This window comes from Oceanisphaera profunda, assembly GCF_002157895.1.
Lineage (GTDB): Bacteria > Pseudomonadota > Gammaproteobacteria > Enterobacterales > Aeromonadaceae > Oceanimonas > Oceanimonas profunda.
Genome location: NZ_CP021377.1, coordinates 2,010,860 through 2,030,995, shown reverse-complemented (window position 1 = coordinate 2,030,995; position 20,136 = coordinate 2,010,860). Strand labels below are relative to the sequence as shown.

The 20,136-nt window shown below is 50.7% G+C and carries 17 protein-coding genes; 14 read left to right on the top strand and 3 right to left on the bottom strand.

Annotation, left to right across the window (positions count from 1 at the left end; genetic code table 11):
* The first annotated feature begins 276 nt into the window (after positions 1–276).
* Positions 277–1,416 (top strand): acetylornithine deacetylase, encoded by a 1,140-nt coding sequence (gene argE / locus CBP31_RS08785; protein WP_087038680.1) that lies wholly within the window; start codon positions 277–279, stop codon positions 1,414–1,416.
* A 715-nt stretch (positions 1,417–2,131) separates the two neighbouring features.
* Positions 2,132–4,792 carry a phosphoenolpyruvate carboxylase gene (gene ppc / locus CBP31_RS08780; RefSeq protein ID WP_087036431.1) on the top strand — a complete coding sequence of 887 codons (2,661 nt, stop codon included), beginning with the start codon at positions 2,132–2,134 and terminating at the stop codon, positions 4,790–4,792.
* A 190-nt stretch (positions 4,793–4,982) separates the two neighbouring features.
* Here ppc and CBP31_RS08775 read toward each other — a convergent pair whose 3' ends face one another.
* Both CBP31_RS08775 and CBP31_RS08770 read right to left on the bottom strand, forming a co-directional pair.
* The gene (locus tag CBP31_RS08775; protein ID WP_227874982.1) at positions 4,983–6,428 is read right to left on the bottom strand and encodes an extracellular catalytic domain type 1 short-chain-length polyhydroxyalkanoate depolymerase; all 1,446 of its coding nucleotides are present in this window, start codon (positions 6,426–6,428) and stop codon (positions 4,983–4,985) included.
* Positions 6,429–6,459: 31 nt separating this feature from the next.
* Complete coding sequence (locus tag CBP31_RS08770) at positions 6,460–6,876, bottom strand: CopG family transcriptional regulator (RefSeq protein ID WP_087036428.1); 417 nt, start codon at positions 6,874–6,876, stop codon at positions 6,460–6,462.
* 263 nt (positions 6,877–7,139) lie between these two features.
* On the opposite strand from CBP31_RS08770, the gene CBP31_RS08765 reads away from it, so the two are divergent.
* From CBP31_RS08765 to CBP31_RS08750, 4 genes are all read left to right on the top strand, one after another.
* Positions 7,140–7,694, top strand: coding sequence for a DUF488 domain-containing protein (locus tag CBP31_RS08765; protein ID WP_087036426.1), 555 nt, complete (start codon positions 7,140–7,142; stop codon positions 7,692–7,694).
* A gap of 86 nt (positions 7,695–7,780) precedes the next feature.
* Complete coding sequence (locus CBP31_RS08760) at positions 7,781–8,392, top strand: LemA family protein (RefSeq protein WP_087036424.1); 612 nt, start codon at positions 7,781–7,783, stop codon at positions 8,390–8,392.
* 12 nt (positions 8,393–8,404) lie between these two features.
* Entirely contained in the window at positions 8,405–9,334 is a 930-nt protein-coding gene (locus CBP31_RS08755) for a TPM domain-containing protein (protein ID WP_227874981.1), read from the top strand.
* A 96-nt stretch (positions 9,335–9,430) separates the two neighbouring features.
* Complete coding sequence (locus CBP31_RS08750) at positions 9,431–9,922, top strand: TPM domain-containing protein (protein ID WP_087036422.1); 492 nt, start codon at positions 9,431–9,433, stop codon at positions 9,920–9,922.
* A 121-nt stretch (positions 9,923–10,043) separates the two neighbouring features.
* Here the strand turns inward: CBP31_RS08750 and CBP31_RS08745 are convergent, their stop codons facing one another.
* Positions 10,044–10,985, bottom strand: a complete 942-nt coding sequence (locus CBP31_RS08745; protein ID WP_087036420.1) for a bile acid:sodium symporter family protein — start codon at positions 10,983–10,985, stop codon at positions 10,044–10,046.
* 195 nt (positions 10,986–11,180) lie between these two features.
* Here CBP31_RS08745 and ybaK point away from each other — a divergent pair, with 195 nt between their 5' ends.
* The 8 genes from ybaK to CBP31_RS08705 all read left to right on the top strand — a co-directional run bounded on the left by ybaK (position 11,181) and on the right by CBP31_RS08705 (position 19,755).
* On the top strand, positions 11,181–11,639 hold the full coding sequence (ybaK, locus tag CBP31_RS08740) for a Cys-tRNA(Pro) deacylase (protein ID WP_087036418.1): 459 nt from the start codon (positions 11,181–11,183) through the stop codon (positions 11,637–11,639).
* 347 nt (positions 11,640–11,986) lie between these two features.
* Complete coding sequence (locus tag CBP31_RS08735; protein ID WP_087036417.1) at positions 11,987–12,760, top strand: transporter substrate-binding domain-containing protein; 774 nt, start codon at positions 11,987–11,989, stop codon at positions 12,758–12,760.
* A gap of 79 nt (positions 12,761–12,839) precedes the next feature.
* Entirely contained in the window at positions 12,840–13,484 is a 645-nt protein-coding gene (locus CBP31_RS08730) for an amino acid ABC transporter permease (protein WP_087036415.1), read from the top strand.
* Entirely contained in the window at positions 13,481–14,209 is a 729-nt protein-coding gene (locus tag CBP31_RS08725) for an amino acid ABC transporter ATP-binding protein (RefSeq protein WP_087036413.1), read from the top strand. Before CBP31_RS08730 ends, CBP31_RS08725 begins: the two co-directional genes overlap by 4 nt.
* Positions 14,210–14,822: 613 nt before the next feature.
* Positions 14,823–16,097 carry an imelysin family protein gene (locus CBP31_RS08720; RefSeq protein ID WP_087036411.1) on the top strand — a complete coding sequence of 425 codons (1,275 nt, stop codon included), beginning with the start codon at positions 14,823–14,825 and terminating at the stop codon, positions 16,095–16,097.
* Between the two features lie 144 nt (positions 16,098–16,241).
* Positions 16,242–17,621 (top strand): di-heme oxidoreductase family protein, encoded by a 1,380-nt coding sequence (locus tag CBP31_RS08715; RefSeq protein ID WP_087036409.1) that lies wholly within the window; start codon positions 16,242–16,244, stop codon positions 17,619–17,621.
* A complete protein-coding gene (locus CBP31_RS08710) occupies positions 17,618–18,655 on the top strand; it encodes an imelysin family protein (RefSeq protein WP_087036407.1) in 1,038 nt (345 codons plus the stop codon). The genes CBP31_RS08715 and CBP31_RS08710 overlap by 4 nt, the downstream gene beginning before the upstream one ends.
* Positions 18,655–19,755 (top strand): DUF1513 domain-containing protein, encoded by a 1,101-nt coding sequence (locus CBP31_RS08705; protein WP_087036405.1) that lies wholly within the window; start codon positions 18,655–18,657, stop codon positions 19,753–19,755. The genes CBP31_RS08710 and CBP31_RS08705 overlap by 1 nt, the downstream gene beginning before the upstream one ends.
* Positions 19,756–20,136 lie beyond the last annotated feature (381 nt).

Genomic DNA, 20,136 nt, shown 5'->3' with positions numbered 1-20,136 from the left:
CGTGTTTTCAGGGCTTATGTCACCCTAAGGGATATTTTGCTAGACCCTATAACATTGGCTTAGGCGAGCTGTCGTCGTCGCCGCAATAAAGAATGGAAAAACATGGCCATTTGCTACGCTAATTACCCAGAAAAGAATAGGTCGCCAGACTAGCAATGAACAAATACTTATGCAACATTGTTGAATATAAATTTGATAACTTTTTACGGAGTGTCCATGCCACTAACACAGTCATTAAAACCCTCATCAACCGGCCCATCTAAGCAGTTTCAGTTGATGGATATGTATCGCGACTTGATCGCCCTGCCCTCTATTAGTAGTACTGAGTCCAGCTGGGACCAAAGTAACGAAAAAGTGATCCGCTTATTAGCCGACTGGTTTAGTCAGCTAGGCTTTGCGGTAGAGGTCACGGAACTTGACGGCCTACCCGGCAAATTCAACATGGTGGCCACCCGCGGCGAAGGCGATGGCGGCTTATTACTGGCCGGCCATACCGACACCGTGCCTTATGATGAAGGCCGCTGGACCAAAGACCCCTTTAAGCTGACCGAAGAAAATGGCCGCCTCTATGGCTTGGGTGTGATCGACATGAAAGGCTTCTTTGCCTTTATTATCGAAGCCCTAAAAGACATGGACTTAAGCAAGCTCACTAAGCCGATTCGCATCTTGGCCACCGCCGATGAAGAAACCACCATGGCCGGTGCCCGCGCCATTGCCAGTGCCATGGCCATTAAGCCGGATTATGCAGTTATTGGTGAGCCGACCGGTTTAGTACCGGTCATGATGCACAAAGGCCATATGTCAGAAGGCATTCGTATTACCGGCAAAAGCGGCCACAGTTCAGACCCCGCAAATGGCGTCAATGCGCTAGAAATTATGCATAAAGTGATGGGCCGTTTATTAGACTTACAGCGCCAACTGAAAGAAAACTACGGCAATACTCATTTTAAGGTGCCACAGCCAACGCTAAACTTAGGCTCGCTGTTCGGCGGCGACAGCCCCAACCGTATTTGTGCCTGCTGCGAGCTGAACTTCGATATGCGCCCCATTCCTGGTGTGGGCCCAGATGAACTTATGGGTTTATTGCATCACGCCATAGAACCCATTAAACAGCAGTATCCCGATGCGCTGGAATTATTTCACTTACATGAACCTATCCCAGCCTACAGCACAGATCCAAACGGAGAGTTAGTGCGCGCTGCCGCCGAGATCAGCGGCAAGGCTGCCGAGGCGGTCAACTACTGTACCGAAGCGCCCTTTATCAATCAGCTTGGTTGCCAAACTATCGTATTGGGCCCCGGCCATATTGCCCAGGCACACCAACCCGATGAATACTTGGACTTATCGTTTGTGAAACCCACTATCGATATTATTCAACGCTTAGTGGGTCGTTTTTGTTTGGCTGAGGCAAAGTAAAGCGCCCGGCGCCCAGCACCAAGCTAAAAACAGACAAGCCATTCCCACCGCCGTCATACCGGGTCGCAGCCCAGTATGACGGCCCTGGTATCTCGCTTTTATGTTCTAAAGATCTAAAGCTAAAGCCAGAGCTATTTTTGCCACGGAATCCACGGAACTCACGGACGCAGTTCACGTGCGACAAGGGGCAACATATTTAATAGTAAGGGCTCGCCTCATGCAGACTGGGTGTTTGGTCCTTTACCATAAAGCTCTTATGTTAGTTTTTTCAGAACTGTTCACTACTATTCCGTGAGTTCAGAAGTGCTTCCGTGGCAAATAGGTTTAGTCACTAAGATCTAAGGCGAGATCCTGACCTGCGTCAGGATGACGGCATAAACATAATGCTCGTCTCGTGCAGGCTGGGCGTTAGCTCGTCCCCTTCACCGGCTTTATTAAGATCTGATCACTATTTTTCCGTGAGTTCCGTGCTTCTCGTAAACAAAGAGGCGTGGCAAAAAAACTTTAGCTCTTTATTTTTCTTAGTGCTTAGTGCTTAGCGCTCGGCGCTGTACTCAATCTTCGAACTTGCTCGCAAAACCAGTGCTGCTGCGTCACTAACATTGACCGCGTTCGCGAAAGCAGGCTATATAAGATTTCGCTACGAATTTACACGCATAAAAACAACGGTAGCATTCAATAAATACCGATAACAATTCAATAACGAGGCAGAGATATGGATAATCATGCACCACTCAGAGCCAACGTCGGCCTGCTGGGGCAATTGCTGGGCGATGCGATTAAGGATCACCACGGCACTAGCTTTCTCGACAAAATAGAAACCATTCGCCAACTGGCTAAGTCGGCGCGCCAAGGTAATGACCAAGACCAAGAGTTACTGCTCGACACGCTCAAACACTTGAGTGACGACGAGTTATTACCGGTGGCCCGCGCCTTTAGTCAGTTTTTGAATCTGGCCAACGTTGCTGAGCAATTTCATACCATATCTCGCCAAACCCAACATAATGCCGGTGCCGGCCCCCTCAGCGAGGTGTTTGAGCGCTTAAAGCAAGCCAATATACACCCGGATAACATCAAGGCCGCGCTGAGTGAGTTGGACATTGATTTAGTGCTAACCGCGCACCCCACCGAAGTCACGCGCCGCACCTTTATTCACAAACATGTGCAGCTCAATGACTGCTTGGCTGCACTGGAGCTGGATTTACCGCAAGCGGAAAAAGCCGAGTTACTGACGCGCGTCGAGCAACTCATCACCCAAGGCTGGCACAGTAAAGAAATTCGCTCTCAGCGCCCCACTCCAGTAGACGAAGCGCGTTGGGGCTTTGCGGTGATAGAAAACAGCGTATGGCCGGCACTGCCGCAGTTTATGCGCCAGCTCGACCAACAATTACAATCCCAGTTGAATATGCGCCTCCCGCTGGATGCCGCACCGGTGCGCTTTACCTCTTGGATGGGCGGCGACCGTGACGGCAACCCCTTTGTAACCGCCAAGGTGACGCAAGAAGTGCTGCTGTTGGGCCGTTGGGTCGCCAGCTCACTGTTTCTTGATGATATTCAAGAACTGGTTTCTGAGCTGTCGATGTCGGAAGCCAGTGATGAGCTGCACCGGGTCAGCCAGTCATTGCCGCAAGCGCGTGGCGAAAGCGACGAGCCTTATCGCGCCTTATTACGCAAGCTGCGCGAAGACTTACGGGAAACACTGGCCTACCTCAATGCGCAGGTGCAAGGCCAAAGCACCGATGCTCGAGACTTGATCACCAGCAATGAACAACTGCGCCAGCCTCTGGAGCTGTGTTATCGCTCGCTACAAGAATGTGGCTTAGGCAAGATTGCCGACGGCTTATTGTTAGATGTGATCCGCAAAGTGGCCTGTTTCGGTATTCATCTCTTAAAACTCGATATTCGCCAAGACGCCGAGCGCCACACCCAAGCGCTGTCTGAGATCACCGGTTATTTAGGCCTAGGTAACTACGGCGATTGGAGCGAAGCGGACAAGCAGGCTTTCTTGCTTAACGAACTTAATTCACGCCGCCCGCTGTTACCTCGCCAAGGAGCAATGGGCCAATGGCAGCCCAGTGCCGACACCCAAGAGGTATTAGATACCTGCCAAGTGATCGCTCAGCATCCACAAGATGCTTTTGGTATTTACATTATCTCCATGGCCGGCGCGCCGTCCGATGTACTGGCGGTACAACTGTTGCTTAAAGAAAGTGGCGTCAGCTTCCCGCTGCCCGTGGCCCCTTTATTTGAAACCTTGGATGACTTAAATAACGGCGCCGATGTAATAGCCCAGCTTTACGCCCTGCCTTGGTATCGCGGTTATCTGCAAGGGCGCCAATACGTAATGATCGGTTATTCCGACTCGGCCAAAGATGCAGGCATGATGGCCGCCGGTTGGGCCCAGTACAGCGCCATGGAGAAACTGGTCGGCATCAGCGAGCAAGAGCAGATCAAGTTGACCTTGTTCCACGGCCGTGGCGGCAGCTTAGGTCGCGGCGGCGGCCCCGCTCACCAAGCCATTTTGGCCCAACCCCCCGGTTCAACGCTTGGCGGTCTGCGCGTTACCGAGCAAGGCGAGATGATCCGCTTTAAGTTTGGCCTGCCCAAGGTAGCCATCGACAGCTTAGCGCTCTACACCAGCGCGGTATTAGAAGCCAACTTGCTACCACCGCCAGAGCCTAAGCCTGAGTGGCGGGATCTGATGGAAACCATGAGCGAGGTGTCTTGCGCCCATTACCGTTCGCTTATTCGCGATGAGCCGGACTTTGTGCCCTATTTCCGTGCCGCCACCCCGGAGCTGGAATTAGGTAAACTGCCGCTGGGCTCTCGCCCCGCTAAGCGCAGACCCAATGGTGGCGTAGAGAGCCTGCGCGCCATCCCGTGGATTTTTGCTTGGACGCAAAACCGCTTGATGCTCCCAGCTTGGTTGGGCGCCCATAAAGGCTTAGCCGCGGTAATAGAGGCCGGTGATGAAAGCACGCTAATGGCGATGAATAAAGACTGGCCATTCTTCCGCGCCCGGCTGGATATGCTGGAAATGGTATTTTTGAAAGCAGACTTAGGCTTGGCCGCCTACTACGACAGCCTGCTGGTGCCTGAATCTCTAAAACCGCTGGGCAAAAAATTACGCGATGAGCTGCGCGCCAGCATGGATTTGATACTGCACCTAAAAGAAGAAGGCGAGCTGTTATCCAATGAGCCTTGGATCAAGGAGTCCATCAAGTTACGCAACCCTTATACGGATCCGCTAAACGTGCTGCAGGCAGAATTATTAAAACGCTCGCGCTTACAAGAAGGCGAAATTCATCCGGTATTGGATCAAGCACTGATGGTGACCATAGCCGGCATCGCCGCTGGAATGCGTAATACGGGTTAAAACATAGCCTTAAGCGGTAAGCTTTAAGCGTTAAGTAAAATCTAATAAAAGGCCCCAGTGCTCGTCAGCACTGGGGCCTTTTTACTGCTGAAATAAGCCGATCTCAACTCTGCTGACAGCGAGTATTTTAGCGGCTTGATGAGTCGGGATGGGTTATCGCGTACCTTCCATTATCTTTATGGCCCGCTTATCAATGTTCGCCTTTCCCGTGCGCTAAGAAAAAGCGCAGCATTTCCCGTGAGGCATCCGGTCCTTGCGGATCCGTATAAGAGCCCCGAGCCGTACCTCCGGCCCAAGCGTGGGCAGCGCCGTGAATCGACCACTGCTCCAAAATAGGCTGGCCACTCGCATCATGATGAATGGTACAAGTATAGGAACGTCCATTAGGTACCTTTCCAGCACGTCTCTCTGCCTTAATCTTGCTGTTCGTTACGCGGCCTACAGGAAGATACTGCGCCACCACGCGATCACCATTGCTGGGATGTACCGTAGTGTCCTGATCACCGTGAAATATAATGGCGGGAATTTTCGGCCCCTTTGACGATGTAGGCTGAGCACTCGCCTGCTTATTAAGGCCAGCTAGCGGGCTGGTGGTGCCTTGCATTGCCGCAAGTGCAGACGGTATGTCTTGCGCCGCACCGTGGGCAAGCCCCGAGTGAATACCTACCGCCGCGTAAATGTCTGGGTAGAGTAGCGCCATGGTGGTGGCCATAGCGCCGCCAGCGGACAATCCAGCCACGTAGACGCGTCCTTCATCCAGGTGATACTCATTGATAATTTGGCGCGTTAGACCTGCGATAATCGCCGGCTCGCCACCATCGCGGTGCTGATCGCCTGGCTTGAACCAGTTCCAGCACCGAGAGCTATTCGCGCAACCGCTTTGTGCAGGATAGAGCACCAAACACGGCTGCTGTTCTGCAAGTATATTCATGCCGGTGCCGGCGGCGAAATCATCGGGATTTTGGGTACAACCATGCAGCATGACGATTAATGGCAACTGCTGGCCATGGTAACCACTGGGGACATACAGTTTGTAATCTCGGCTGCCCGCCTGATTAGCGAAGGTGCCACTGTTAAAAGTCGCGCCCTCAGGCAACACTTCGACGGGAACGTCCACGCCGGTGTTCAACCCTTGTAAACCCGACAGCTTGCCGCGTAACAGGCTGCTCAGACCACTCATACTGGGAGCAAAAGCAGTCGCGCCGTCAGCCAGCGTCTCGGCGGGTAAGTCCACTCCAGCATTCAACCCCGATAAACCCGATAGCTTGCCGCGCAATAGACTGCTTAAACCACTAATACCAGAAGCGGCAGCGAAAGGTTTGCGTGGCGCTTTGGTCTGCGCAGAGTGGGTCTGCGTAGAGCCGGGCTGCGCATAGTTAGAATGCATAGATTCAGGCTGCGCGCCTTTGCGGCCCGCCGACGCCTTCTCAGGTGTAGCATACTGCTCATCTACCACATAAAAGCTGCCTTCAAATATCTCACCCTTGGCGGATGTAGGCTCAGTGGCTTGGGGCATCTGCTCACCCTGCAGCGCCCGCTGTATCATAGCCGTGGCCTCCTGCAGTTGGCCGGATTGCGTCAACCAAGTGGCCTGTTTCAGACTGGCCATAAATTTTTCGTTCAGTGGAAGATTCATAGAAATATTCCTCGCTTGAATTAATACGCCATTAATAAATTCGGTTTGCCAGCGCGGCTTTAACCTCTTTGCTGGCTTGGAGGGCGCCTAAGACGGAGATGGATTCGATCGTCGCCAGCGCGAGTTCCGGAGATACATCCTCGGCAATATTCGCCAATCCCAGCACTTGGATCTGTAGCATTTCGCCCTTCGCCTGTAGCGCTTCCAGATCCGTGCGGCTGTAATACTGCAGGCCCAACACATAGGTCTTGCGGGCGACGGTTTCCTTAACCACTTCTGCATGCACCGCTAGCTGGTTACGGATCGCCGTGCGGATCAGGTCACTGCGGTTGGAATAAAATCCCTCCTGCACCAGCAGATCGACTTGCCCTAGGTCAACGACCCCTAAGTTAATGGTCAGCTTTTCGCTGGTATCGCCGGTCTTTCGTTTTAGCTCATGTACGCTCATCACTTTCCCTCGCTGGTCGGCACCTGCACCATTGCCCTACAAATCCAATTAGACTCCAATAACCATCCAAATAGATTCCATGTGGATGGTGCTCGATCATTGTAGGAGTATTCAAGAAAAAAAACAGCTATTAATTGAGCTAATCGCTGTTTTTTTGTGCCCTGCACAGACAGGTGGCGGCGCTAGCTGTGAATAGGGATACACTCAGTAGGTAAGTAAGCTGATTAAGCGAGAGAATACTCATCGTCTTAGAGGAGCTACATATGGAGATTTATACGGTCGGCCATTCCACTCACACCCAAGAGGAGTTCTTAAAGTTGCTGGCTGATGCAGGCATTGAGAAGTTGGTAGATGTGCGGGCTTTTCCGGGTAGTCGCAAGTTTCCGCATTTTCACGAAGACCAGATGCGCAAGTGGTTGCCAGAGCATGGCATTGCTTATCAGCATTGTGAAAAACTAGGCGGGCGCAGAAGAAAATCAAAAGTCATAGAGAATGAGGTCAATGACGGCTGGCAAAACCAATCCTTTCATAATTATGCGGATTACACGCTAACCGCGGACTTTCAAGCCGGTATCGAACAATTGCAGTGCGAAGCCGCCGAGCAGCGCATTGCCATCTGTTGCTCAGAACGCCATCCGGCACTGTGCCATCGGCTATTAATCAGTAACTGGCTGGCCAACCACGGCTGGCAGGTAATGCATATTTTAGATGGTGCTAAGCAACAAACCCTGATTGAAGAACACCAAGTCGGAAAATGGGGAGCAGAGGCCGTTATCACAAATAATGGCGAGCTTATTTATCCTGCCCATGATGAGTAATACACAGGCATCTGCTATAAACATTAACAGTCCTATTATTCACTTATGCTCAATTCTGTCGGGCTCACTCGCTAAAGGAAAATTCCATGATCCTAACTGCTCGTTGGCTATTCGCCTCCTTACTCGCCCTACTGTTAACAGGCTGCGGCTACAACCAGATCCAAACCTTGGATGAACAAGTGAAAGCCACTTGGTCGCAAGCTTTAAACCAGTATGAACGGCGTGCAGATTTAGTCCCCAAGCTGGTGAGCTCAGTTGATGCCTACATGAAACAAGAGCGCAGGGTATTAACCGATGTGACTGAGGCGCGAGCTAAAGTGGGGCAAATTAATGTCAGCATCAATGACTTAGACGATCCGGCCTTAATGCAGCGTTTTAATCAGGCTCAGGGTGAATTATCTTCTGCGCTATCTCGTTTAATGGCGGTGTCTGAAAGTTATCCAGACCTTAAAAGTGATGGTGTAGTGCGTGATTTAATGACACAGCTTGAGGGCACAGAAAACCGCATTGCCACCGAGCGTGGCCGTTTCGTGCAAGCCGTACAAGCCTATAATCAGTTTATTCGTCAGTTTCCTGCGGTGATTACCGCCAAAGTGATGGGCTATAAAGTTAAGGATAACTACGGGGTGGAGCGTCAATCTGAGATTATGCGTAACCCAGAAGTACGCTTTGATATGCCAGCTGATAAGGCGAACTAAGAAGGAACAACCATGCTTCTTCAACATACCGAGCTTCAACACGCTAAGCACCAACACAGGCGCGCCAGCGGATTCACCACTTTGCTATTAATGGCCCTCACCTTGGCGCTGTCCTTATTTTTGGCGCTGCCCACTTGGGCGCAAGATCAAACCATTGCGGTTCCTAAGCTGGATAACTGGGTGGTGGATACCACAGGTACCTTTAGTGGCGCCCAAAAAACTGCCTTGGCGCAGCAACTCGAAGCCTTTGAGAAAAGCAAAGGGGCGCAGATTTTTGTGCTGGTGGTACCCACCACAGGGGAAGATGGCATAGATCAATATGCGCGCCGCGTTTATGACCAATGGCAACTGGGCCGTGAAAAGATTGATGATGGCATCTTGCTCGTGGTGGCCAAAGATGACCGTCGCTTACGTATTGAAGTGGGTTATGGCCTAGAAGGTGCCGTCACAGATTTGCAGTCTGGGCGCATTATTCGTGAGTTTATAACACCCTATTTTGCTAAAAATGACTACGCTGCGGGTATTCAAGAAGGCGTAGATAGGATCATGGCTTTGGTGGCGGGAGAAGACTTACCGCCCCCCACCACAGAGCAAAACATGGCGGCGGATGATGGAGACTCACTCGGCATGTTATTACCCTTAGCTTTTTTTGCTTTTATGCTTCCCCCGCTTGCCGCCGCATTTTTGATTGGCATAGTCTCTTTCTTTATTTTTGGCAGTATCCCTATTTCTATCGTAGCCGGGGTAATTGCGCTGATCTTATCTTTGGTGGGTAAAGCCTTTGGTGCCGGTGGTAAAGGCAGCTCGGGACGAGCTTCTCGTAGAGGCGCGATATTAGGGGGCTTAGGCGGAGGTTTTGGTCGTGGCCGTGGTGGTGGCGGTGGTTTTGGTGGCGGCGGTGGAGGCAGCAGCGGTGGCGGTGGTGCCTCCGGTGGTTGGTGAGTAGTGAGTGGTAAGTAATGGTTAATGAATGATAGTTGGTGAGTAGTGACTGGTGAATGATGGCAGATAGATAGTGGCTGGCGAAGAGGAGCAAGCATGCAAAACAAATTTAAACGTCTCACTGGTATCGCCGCCTTAGAAGGCCAGTGGTTACGCCGGCGGCACTTCGATGAGCCCATGCTGGCACAGATTGCCGAGCGTATTAGGCAAGCGGAGTCTGAGCACACCGGCGAGTTAGTGGTGGCGGTAGAGGCCATAATGCCGAGCCATGAACAAGATGCACGTTTACGCGCCTTAGAAGTGTATGGCCGTTTAAAGGTCTGGGATACGCCATTAAACAGTGGCGTGCTGTTGTATTTAGCGCTAGATAGCCGCGCCATAGAAATTATTGCCGACCGAGGGATAGATGCCAGCAGTGCCCAGTGGCAGCAAGTGTGTGCAGATTTACAGGCTCGCTTAGCCAAAGCGGATTATCTTGAGGGATTAATGGCGGCCGTTGACGCTATCCAAGTTATCTTGAAAACACAGGCTCCCCATCACCACGATCACAAGGCCAACGTATTGCCCAATAGACCGGTCATTTTATAAAGAGCGTCGGTAATCTTATCAATAGCGGTCTTCCGTCTGACGCATATAATAACAACCAGCAGACCCGTTAATTGTTCGAGCCTGCTGGTTATCTATTAATCATGGCATTCAGACTAACTAATCATGCCTCGTTCTTTACTGACTCGGCCTTCTCAGTCAGTGGTTTCTTCGCCCAGTAACCCGCCAATAACGAGCCAGAGATGTTATGCCAAACGCTGAACAGCGTACCGGGTAAGGCAGCCGCTGGGCTAAAGAACTTCATGGCCAAGGCGGTAGCAAGGCCGGAGTTTTGTAAGCCCACCTCAAAGGCGATGGTACGACAGGTCTTTTTATCAAAGCCCATCAGTGCCGTAATGCCATAACCTAATAACAAGCCACAACTGTTGTGCAGTATGACCGCCACCGCCACTATGCCACCAATGTGCGCAATATTATCTGCATTCAAGGCCACAACAATGGCAATGATCAGCACGATGGCAACCATGGATAATAACGGCAAAATTGGCTCTAACCGCTTCACCACGCCACCCAGTGCATAATTCAGCACCACGCCCAGTAATACCGGCGCCACTACCACTTGTAACAAACTAATCAGCATCGACTGCACCGGTACATCTATGCTTTGGCCGACCAAGAGCGCCACCAGCACAGGCGTCATTACCACGCCCAATAAGGTAGAGATGGCGGTCATGGAGATAGATAGCGCAGTATCGCCTTTGGCCAAATAACACATCACATTAGATGAGGTACCGCCCGCTACGCTGCCTACCAACAACATGCCGACCGTCAGCTCGGCATCAAAGCCAAATAACAACGCAATCAACAAGGCCACCACCGGCATCACGCTAAACTGCAGTATCACGCCCACTAATAAGGCTTTTTTGCTGGCCAGCACATTGCGAAAGTCACTGATGCTCAGCGTTAAGCCCATGCACAGCATAATAATGGTCAGTAAAGGTACGATTTGGCCTTTAATGCCTACAAAAAGCTGGGGTTGAAAAAAGGCCAGCGCAGACAATAACAAAGCCCATAACGGGAATAACTGGGTGATAAAACCTAACATGGGTAATGCTCTCTTATTTCGGTGTTATCCACTCGGATAACCAGACCTATAATTGTGCCGTTATTGTTACCCTATTTGGACGCGCTGCAAAGGTTTAATCAGTCTCACTTTTATCGCTATGTTTTTTCCCAATAATATTTTTTACATCACTTTTCTTACACAATCAGCCCACATCTCATCCGCTTGGACACGACCATGACGCCAGCCATCTTATTTCTAGAAAAACAACACGCCGTGTTTACCTTGCACCCCTATGAATGTAGCGCCCAAGACGATTTTGGTGCCCATGCGGCGAGTCAATTACACGTGCCCTTAAATCAGGTATTCAAGACCTTGCTGACGGAGGGTGAGCAAGGTGCGGTAGTGGCGTTAGTGCCCTCTTCAAGCAAGGTAAACCTCAAACGCTTAGCTAAGGCGGCGGGCGTAAAAAAGCTGGAAATGATGCCACCCGCCAAAGCCGAGCGACTGACCGGTTATAAGGTGGGCGGCATTAGCCCGTTCGCGCAGAAAAAACGGCTGATCACAGTCGTGGATGCATCGGCGCTGCAACATACCGAGATCTTAGTATCCGGCGGTAAGCGGGGGCTATCGCTGGGCGTGAGTGCCGACTTGCTGCAAAATTTACTCGATGCGGTGATTGCGGAAATTGCTTAAGACAAAGCTATACGTCTTACGCTGTACGCCATACGTTCAAGACAAACACCTGTATTCTTTAGACTTACGGCGTATAGCGTACGGCTTAAAGCGTATGCCAGCGTGGGCGCCAACACGCAGTTTCAACGGATGAATTTAACAATAAATTGACACTTATCTGCTTTTCCAATAGCTTGAAAACGATGCTTGAATTGGTTTATATACTATTGTTTATGCTGTAATTTCATACATAAATGGTGTTTTTATATTTGAAATGTCAAAACTAAGCGCAAGCTAAAGGTAACTAAGATGCTAACTACTACAGTTAGCCAAGATGTTCACTAGCCTTAAGGAAGGGGTAAGTCAGTATGAAAAAGAACGTGGTCTTACTAAGTTTGGTCGCGGCACTGGGCTTAACAGCCTGTGATAAGCCTGAGACTCAAGCAACCAGCAGTGCTGCAGCTACGCCAGACAAAGTCTATAAAGTCGGTGTGGATAATACCTATCCGCCGTTTGAATTTACCAAAGATGGTCAACTCGTAGGCATTGATGTGGACTTAATTAATGCCATCGCCAAAGACCAAGGCTTTAAAATCAATATTGAGCAAATGGACTTTTCGGGCATCATTCCTGCCATGCAAGCTGGCATGCTAGATGTGGGCATGGGCGGCATGAGTATTACCGATAAACGTAAAGAAACCGTTGATTTTTCTGAACCTTACTTTGCCGCTGGCGTATCGTTAGTGGTGGCAAATGACAATAAAAACATCGCCAGTTTAGACGATTTATCTGGCAAAAAAGTCGTGGTTAAAAATGGCACCGTGGGTGCATCTTTTGCTGATAAGAACACCGAAGAATATGGCTATAGCATTATTCAGGTCAGCGACAGTGCTTCCATGTTTCAGGAAGTCACTAATGGTACCGCCGATGCCTTAATGGAAGATTACCCAGTGATCAGTTATGCCATTGCCACTGGCGGTTTGAAATTGCAGACCGTTGGCGAGCGACTCACCGGTGATAACTATGGCATTTCAGTATTAAAAGATAAGAATGACGAGTTATTGAAGATGATCAACGATGGTCTTGCCAATCTAAAGGAAAACGGCGAATACGATAAAATTATCGACGCCTATTTGGATTAAGCTGCTACAAAGGTCGCTAGCTAACGCCAACTAACCGCTAAGCTAGCGACTTTATAAGATTTTTAATAAGGATGTGAGCATGGATGTCGTCATTCAATCTCTACCTTACTTGTGGCAAGGGCTACAAGTTACCCTCAAGGTATTTATCATTGCCATTATTTTAGGCTTTGGTATTGGACTGCTATTAGCCTTAATGCGTCTTTCCCCCATCAAGCCTTTGACCTGGGTTTCTAAAATATTCGTTGATATCATTCGTGGCACGCCAATTTTAGTGCAGTTGTTCTTTATTTATTTTGGTTTAAATTCACTGGGATTTTTCAGCCTAGACCGAGAATCAGCCGGTATCTTCACCGTGGCCATCAACGCCGGCGCTTATTACTCAGAGATTATTCGGGCGGGCATTCAATCATTGGATAGAGGTCAAAATGAAGCGGCGCGCTCACTGGGCTTAACCAGTAGCCAAAGTATGCGCTATGTGATTTTGCCTCAGTCTTTTCGTCGTATGTTGCCGGCCTTTACCAACCAAGCCATTATTAGCTTAAAAGATACCTCCTTACTCTCGGTGATTGGTATTGCGGATCTAACTCAGAAAGGACAGGTGCAAATTGCCGCCACCTTTAAAGCCTTTGAAATTTGGATTGCCGTGGGCGCTATGTATTTTGTGGTGATCTACATGCTCTCTTTATTGTCTAGCTACCTAGAGCGGAGATCTAAACTGCCATGAGCATTATTCAAGTACACAATCTAGAAAAGTCTTTTGGCAGCAATCAGGTACTAAAAGGCATTTCTATCGATATTACCGCCAAAGAAGTGGTGTGCGTCATTGGGGCCTCAGGCTCAGGTAAGAGCACTTTTTTACGCTGCTTAAATAAACTGGAGGAGATAACCTCTGGCCAAGTGGTGATTGACGGTCAAGATATTACCGCCAAAGGCACAGATATTAATAAAATACGCCAAGAAGTGGGTATGGTGTTTCAACACTTTAATTTATTCCCCCATAAAACCGTATTGGGCAATATCACCTTGGCGCCCATTAAAGCTAGAGGCACTTCTAAAGCCGAGGCTAAAAAGTCCGCGCTGGAGTTACTAGACAAAGTAGGCTTATCTGACAAAGCCGATGCTTATCCAGGAGAGTTATCCGGCGGTCAAAAACAGCGCGTCGCCATTGCCCGCGCGCTGGCCATGAATCCAAAAATCATGTTGTTTGATGAGCCAACCTCAGCATTGGATCCAGAAATGGTCGGTGAAGTATTGGCGGTTATGAAGCAACTGGCACTAGAGGGCATGACCATGGTGGTGGTTACCCACGAAATGGGCTTTGCCCGAGAGGTGAGTGATCGGGTGGTATTCATTCATGAAGGACGAATTTTAGAAGAAAACACCCCCACCACCTTGTTTGATAGCCCTCAAGAACCCCGAACTCAAGAGTTTTTAAGCAAGATTTTATAATGTCCCGCAGAGGAGTAAAGCGTGAGGTGGGAGGTGTTAGCGATATCCCTTTTAGCTTCAATGCCTGCCCCTCGCCTTTACATTTCTCTGCTTAGGTAAGCGTTACCCACTACCCAAGCAGGTTATACCAATCTAAGTAAGTATGTGGCCTGTTTTGAAGTTGAATGCTAGAGGTACAAAGGTCAGCTTGTGGTCTTTGCGAGCGTAGCGCGGCAATCCATACTGCACGCCTGCACAGGGTCCCAACCATGGATTGCCGCGTCGTTACACTCCTCGCAAGGACCAAGGTTAGGGTTTGGCTCTGGCCTTTTGTAGGGGCGCCTTACTTAGATAGAAAGTATTCGACCTCTTTAGGCCGTGCTATGGTTTTTGGTCGATTGAAATCGACCCTACAGAAGACATAAAAATCTGATTAGTCAGTTTTCCAGATTGGTATTAGTTAGGCGCTGGCCGCTATGTTATACGCCTCCCTCCTCACGCTTTACTCTTCACTTTATTCATCTCTCACATCCTCTTTTTGTCAGTTTTTTCTTGCTAGCACTTTGTAAAAAACGCTACTATCCCGCCAGTAATACAAACGATTCTCAAACGCATAATCATAAAGGATGCTCGGATGCTGTACCCTAAACTCGCATTGGCCACGGCCATTGGCGCCCTGCTCGCCGGTTGCGCGCAAACCAACACCCCAGCCGTAACCCAACACCAAGTGGTTGAGCACTACGCCAATATCGCCCATGCGGTTTACAGCGACTCACTGACCAGCGCCGAGCAGTTAGATATCGCCATCAAGCAACTATTAGCCGACCCCAGCGAGCAAACACTCGCACAAGCGCGCACCGCTTGGATTGCCGCTCGCGTGCCTTACCAGCAGTCAGAAACGTTCCGCTTTAGTAATCCGGTAGTCGACGACTGGGAAGGTCAGCTGAATGCCTGGCCACTGGATGAAGGCCTGATTGATTATGTCGCTCAAGGTTATCAGCATGAATTAGGCAACCAAGGCGCCACCGCTAATATTATCGCCAATAAAGTATTACAAGTCGGCGGCGAGCGCTTAGATGTCAGCCACATTACTCCTGAGCTGTTGGCCGGCCTTAATGAAGTTGCTGGTTCAGAAGCCAACGTGGCCTCCGGCTATCACGCCATCGAGTTCTTACTCTGGGGCCAAGATTTAAACGCCACCGGCCCTGGTGCTGGTGAGCGTCCTTATAGCGATTACGTACTGGGGGCTGATTGCACCAATGGCAACTGCGACCGTCGCCGTGATTACCTGCAAGCCGCCAGTGACTTACTGATCAGCGACTTAGGTTGGATGGTTAATCAGTGGCAAGCTGGCAATGCAGAGAATTACCGCGCCGAGCTACTCGCGCTACCCGCAGAGGAAGGCATGCGCCGCATGCTATTTGGTATGGGTTCATTATCGCTAGGCGAGCTGGCCGGTGAACGCATGAAGGTGGCTTTGATCGCTAACTCAGCAGAAGACGAGCACGACTGTTTCTCTGATAACACCCACAACTCACATTATTACAATGAGAAAGGCATCGTTAATCTGATGTTTGGTGAATATCAGCGCATTGATGGCAGCATGCTGCAAGGTCCGTCTTTATTGCAGTTAGTCGCTCAGCAAGACACCCATGCAGCCAAACAAGCCGCCAAGCAGATAGACGCGCAAATGCGCACCAGTGAGCAAGCCGTGTATCAGTTGGTGCAGTCTGCCGAAGTCGAAAACGTGCATTTCGATCAGTTGATTGCTGCCGATAACCCTGCCGGCAATCAGTTGGTACAAGATGCCATAGATGCACTGGTAGAGCAGACACGCGCCATTGAGCTGGCCGCCAACAGCATCGGCATTAATAACCTCAGCCCAGACACCGCCGATCACGAGTTTTAGGCCAAGCCGTGAAGGGTGAAGTGTAAAGGGCAAAGAGGACGAGATAATACCTAGCCACAGAAAATACACCGCAACGAAGAGCGGGGTGTTTTCCTCTTTACTCATCCCCCTTCACTCTTCACCGTTTCTTATCTTGGAATTTTTATGTGGTTACGACTCATCGGCGGCCTGTTGTGCGCCAGCTTGGCCGTTAACGCTCAAGCTAATCCTCTGCAATCTGGCGGTAAGACCAGTACCGACAAAACTGGCGGCAATGCGTTCTCTATGCCCGCATCCAATTTAAGTTTTGATAAGCGCCTCGATTTCTCAGTGGGTAATAGTTTTTTTCGCAATCCTTGGGTGATGGCGCCCGCCACTACCGATGCCCGAGATGGCTTAGGCCCCTTGTTTAATACCAATGCCTGCCAAGGCTGTCATATCAAAGATGGCCGTGGCCATCCACCGCAATTTAAAGGCGATAACGCGGTGAGCATGCTAGTGCGGCTGTCTATTCCCAGCACAGCTAACGCCGAGCACCAAGCAATACTCAAAACCCAAGGTGTGATACCAGAGCCTACTTATGGCGGTCAGTTACAAGACATGGCCATTCCGGGTGCCAAGCCTGAGGGTAAAGTAAGCATCAGCTATCAAACGCAAACGCAGCACTTGGCTGACGCCAGCCCAGTAGAGCTGCGCCAGCCCAAGGTGAATATCAGCAAACTGAACTATGGCCCCTTGCACCCCGAGGCGTTATTTTCGGCGCGCATTGCCCCTCCCATGATTGGCTTAGGCTTGCTAGAGGCCATTAGCGAGGCCGATATTCTGGCCAAGGAAAACCCCAAGGCCGACGGCATCAGTGGTCGTGCCAATCGGGTATGGGATAATAAAGCTAATACCACTGTGATGGGTCGCTTCGGTTGGAAAGCCGGTCAGCCTAGTCTGCGCCAGCAAAATGCCAGTGCCTTTGCCGGAGATATGGGCATCACCTCGGCGTTGTTTTTAGCAGATGACTGTACGCAGGCTCAAGATTGCGCGGGCTTCCCCAATGGCGGCGAGTTAGAAGTCAGTGAAGATATTTTAGACTCAGTGACGTTTTACAGTCAGCACTTAGCCGTACCCATGCGCCGAGGGCTAGATAAACCCGAGGTACAAGCCGGTGAACAGCTCTTTTTGGCGCTCGGCTGCAGCGGTTGCCATACCCCCTCTTACACTACCGGCCAGCACGAGAGCCCTGCATTAAGTAACCAAAAAATTTATCCTTATACGGATCTACTACTGCACGATATGGGCGAAGGACTGGCAGATAATAGACCCGAATTTTTAGCCAACGGTCGTGAATGGCGCACCCCACCCTTATGGGGCTTAGGCTATGCCCCAGAAGTGGCCGGCAGCGAAGGTGCCTTTTATCTGCACGACGGCCGTGCCCGCACGCTGTTAGAAGCCATTCTCTGGCATGGCGGTGAAGCAGAACAGGCCAAGCAAAGCGTAATGGCCGCCAATAAAACCGAACGCGCACAACTTATTGCCTTTTTGGAGTCCTTATGAAGAAGTCCTTAGTCGCACTGGCCTTGCTGGCCTCCTTGAGCGCTTGCCAGAACTCGACACCCGCCCCCACCTTAGCGGATAGCCAACTGCAAACCTTGGCCGATAGCCATCTGGCTTTAATGCGCCAGCAAGCAGATCAACTGGCCGGTGAGCTAAACCAGCTGCAGCAAGTAAGTAGCACTTATTGCCAAGCCAATGCCGCGACGCCATCCACAGTTAATGAGATTAAACACGCATGGCGTCAAAGCTTTGCCGCTTGGAGCGCCCATCAAGGTCAAAGTGGCGGCCCGCTGGATGCCAATGGCTTAAGCTTTGCTTTTCAATTTTGGCCCGATAAAAAAGACACCGTCGGTAAGCAAGTGCAGCGTGAGCTAGCGGCCGTGGCCAAGGGCGAACCCGTGCCGGATCGCGGCGTCGTCACCACCTTAAACGCGGTCGAGTATTTACTGATAAGCGATCTGAGCCAGCAACAGCGTTGCTTGCTCTTGCCAGGGATCACGGCACAACTCGCTAATAACAGTCAGCAGCTACAAACGGCGTGGCAAGATGCTAACGGCTATCAGCAACAGCTCACTCAAATGCAGCAACAAGGCGGGGCTACGGTACTACTGACCGAAGTGCTGGGCCAACTCGCACACCGCTTTGATCGCATCGAAAAGAAACTGGTACTGCCGCTTAATACCGCCAGCAACCCGCGGCCACTGTTTGCCGAGGCTTGGCGCAGCCAGCAATCGTTACACTTTTTGCGCACCAGCTTAAACGCACTGGCACAGGAATATCATCAGGGCGGCATGCGGGCTTATTTACTGAGCACCGAGCATCAGCCGCAAGTACTGGCCCTAGATGAAGCCTTTAGCGAAGCACAGACTCGCTTGCCTGCAGGTGATAGCTTGGCCGAGTGGCTCAAGGGCGATAACTATGCCCAGCTACTGCGCTTTAAGCTGTCGTTAGACCAGTTGGGTTATCAGCTAAAACAGGCGCTACCGCGCGATCTGGGCATTAGCTTGGGTTTTAATGCCACGGACGGTGACTAATGCATCGGCGGCAATTTTTAAAAGCGGCTTCCCTACAAGTGCTGACCGCCGCCGGTGTGTTGAGTAGTTTAGGGTTAGTAGGCTGCGTGACTTCTCCCACGACCTCTAGTCGCCAAGCCTATGTAATAGGCGGTGGCCGACGTGAGCATGAACAGTACGTGGCGCAGGCGCTTAATCTGGACGGCAGCTTACGCTATGAGTTGCCTTTGCCGGCACGCGGCCACGGCGTATCGGTGCATCCGCATTTGCCACTGGCGGTGTGTCATGCACGCCGACCGGGTCAGTTTATGTGTCTGTTTAATCATAAAACCGGTGAGCGGCTACAAGTGCGCGTGGCTGATGCAGATCGCCATTATTACGGCCACGGCGTATTCAGTCATGATGGCCAAACACTGTTTACTACCGAAGGCGTCAGCGAGACCAGCCAAGGGGTGATTGGCGTTTATGCATTGCGTGATCAGCAATTAGAAAAAATTAATGAATACTCAGGCTTTGGCATAGGCCCTCATGAAATCTGCTTAATGCCCAATGGCAGCCTAGTGGTCGGTGTGGGCGGCCAGCACACCTTTGGCCGCGAGGTACTTAATTTGGATACTATGCTGCCTAGCCTGACGTATCTGGATGCCCAAGATGGCCGAGTATTAAGCCAAGCCACGCTTGCCGATAAACAGCTTTCTATTCGCCATTTGGCCGTCACTGCCGACGGCGAAGTGTTTAGCGGCCAGCAATATCGCGGCGAGCCCGATGACTATCCGCCACTCATAGTGCGACACCGCCCCGGCCAGCCACTGCAGGCCTTAGGTGGCAGTAAGCTGGATTGGGCACGCTTTAATCACTACATTGCCAGTATCGCCGTTACCGATACCTTAATTGCCGCCACCTCGCCGCCGGGTAATTGTTATGGCCTGTGGCATCGCCACAGTGGTGAGCTGATCCGCATCGCCCCGCTGCCCGATGCCTCGGGTGCCGTGGCCAATAACCAGCAGATTTGGTTAAGCAGTGGCCATGGCGGCATTAGCCAGCTGGACAATAGCGGTCGCGAGCAACGCTTTTATTCGGCTTATCAGTGGGATAATCACTGGGCCCTCATTGACGCCTAGTGCTATAAAAGCAAAACTACCTGCCGAGAAACTGTAAAGAGTGAAGAGGACGAGCCAAAGTTAAGGCAGTGCGAGTTCCAACAAAGGGCGGTGTTTATCTTTACGCCGTCATCCTGATACCGGATCAAGTCCGGCATGACGAAGTTTCAGGATCTCGCCCTAAGTCTTTAAAGACTAAAACCTTATCTGCCACGGAAGAACACGGGAAAATAGAGATCAGATCTGAAAATGATAGTAATAGCCAAACACCAAAGCTTGAATGAGGGGAGCTCTTACCATAAAAGCTCTTAGTCACTCGTCGATCTTATCTTGGCTTAATTTTTCCGTGGGTTTCGTGGGTTCCGTTGCTAGAATTTTTTAATCTTAGTTTGTCATTAGCTC

Bases quoted from the DNA above. Each gene is read 5' to 3' on its own strand.
- argE (WP_087038680.1), top strand. From the start codon at position 277: ATGGATATGTATCGCGACTTGATCGCCCTGCCCTCTATTAGTAGTACT.
- ppc (WP_087036431.1), top strand. From the start codon at position 2,132: ATGGATAATCATGCACCACTCAGAGCCAACGTCGGCCTGCTGGGGCAA.
- CBP31_RS08775 (WP_227874982.1), bottom strand. From the start codon at position 6,428: ATGAATCTTCCACTGAACGAAAAATTTATGGCCAGTCTGAAACAGGCC.
- CBP31_RS08770 (WP_087036428.1), bottom strand. From the start codon at position 6,876: ATGAGCGTACATGAGCTAAAACGAAAGACCGGCGATACCAGCGAAAAG.
- CBP31_RS08765 (WP_087036426.1), top strand. From the start codon at position 7,140: ATGGAGATTTATACGGTCGGCCATTCCACTCACACCCAAGAGGAGTTC.
- CBP31_RS08760 (WP_087036424.1), top strand. From the start codon at position 7,781: ATGATCCTAACTGCTCGTTGGCTATTCGCCTCCTTACTCGCCCTACTG.
- CBP31_RS08755 (WP_227874981.1), top strand. From the start codon at position 8,405: ATGCTTCTTCAACATACCGAGCTTCAACACGCTAAGCACCAACACAGG.
- CBP31_RS08750 (WP_087036422.1), top strand. From the start codon at position 9,431: ATGCAAAACAAATTTAAACGTCTCACTGGTATCGCCGCCTTAGAAGGC.
- CBP31_RS08745 (WP_087036420.1), bottom strand. From the start codon at position 10,985: ATGTTAGGTTTTATCACCCAGTTATTCCCGTTATGGGCTTTGTTATTG.
- ybaK (WP_087036418.1), top strand. From the start codon at position 11,181: ATGACGCCAGCCATCTTATTTCTAGAAAAACAACACGCCGTGTTTACC.
- CBP31_RS08735 (WP_087036417.1), top strand. From the start codon at position 11,987: ATGAAAAAGAACGTGGTCTTACTAAGTTTGGTCGCGGCACTGGGCTTA.
- CBP31_RS08730 (WP_087036415.1), top strand. From the start codon at position 12,840: ATGGATGTCGTCATTCAATCTCTACCTTACTTGTGGCAAGGGCTACAA.
- CBP31_RS08725 (WP_087036413.1), top strand. From the start codon at position 13,481: ATGAGCATTATTCAAGTACACAATCTAGAAAAGTCTTTTGGCAGCAAT.
- CBP31_RS08720 (WP_087036411.1), top strand. From the start codon at position 14,823: ATGCTGTACCCTAAACTCGCATTGGCCACGGCCATTGGCGCCCTGCTC.
- CBP31_RS08715 (WP_087036409.1), top strand. From the start codon at position 16,242: ATGTGGTTACGACTCATCGGCGGCCTGTTGTGCGCCAGCTTGGCCGTT.
- CBP31_RS08710 (WP_087036407.1), top strand. From the start codon at position 17,618: ATGAAGAAGTCCTTAGTCGCACTGGCCTTGCTGGCCTCCTTGAGCGCT.
- CBP31_RS08705 (WP_087036405.1), top strand. From the start codon at position 18,655: ATGCATCGGCGGCAATTTTTAAAAGCGGCTTCCCTACAAGTGCTGACC.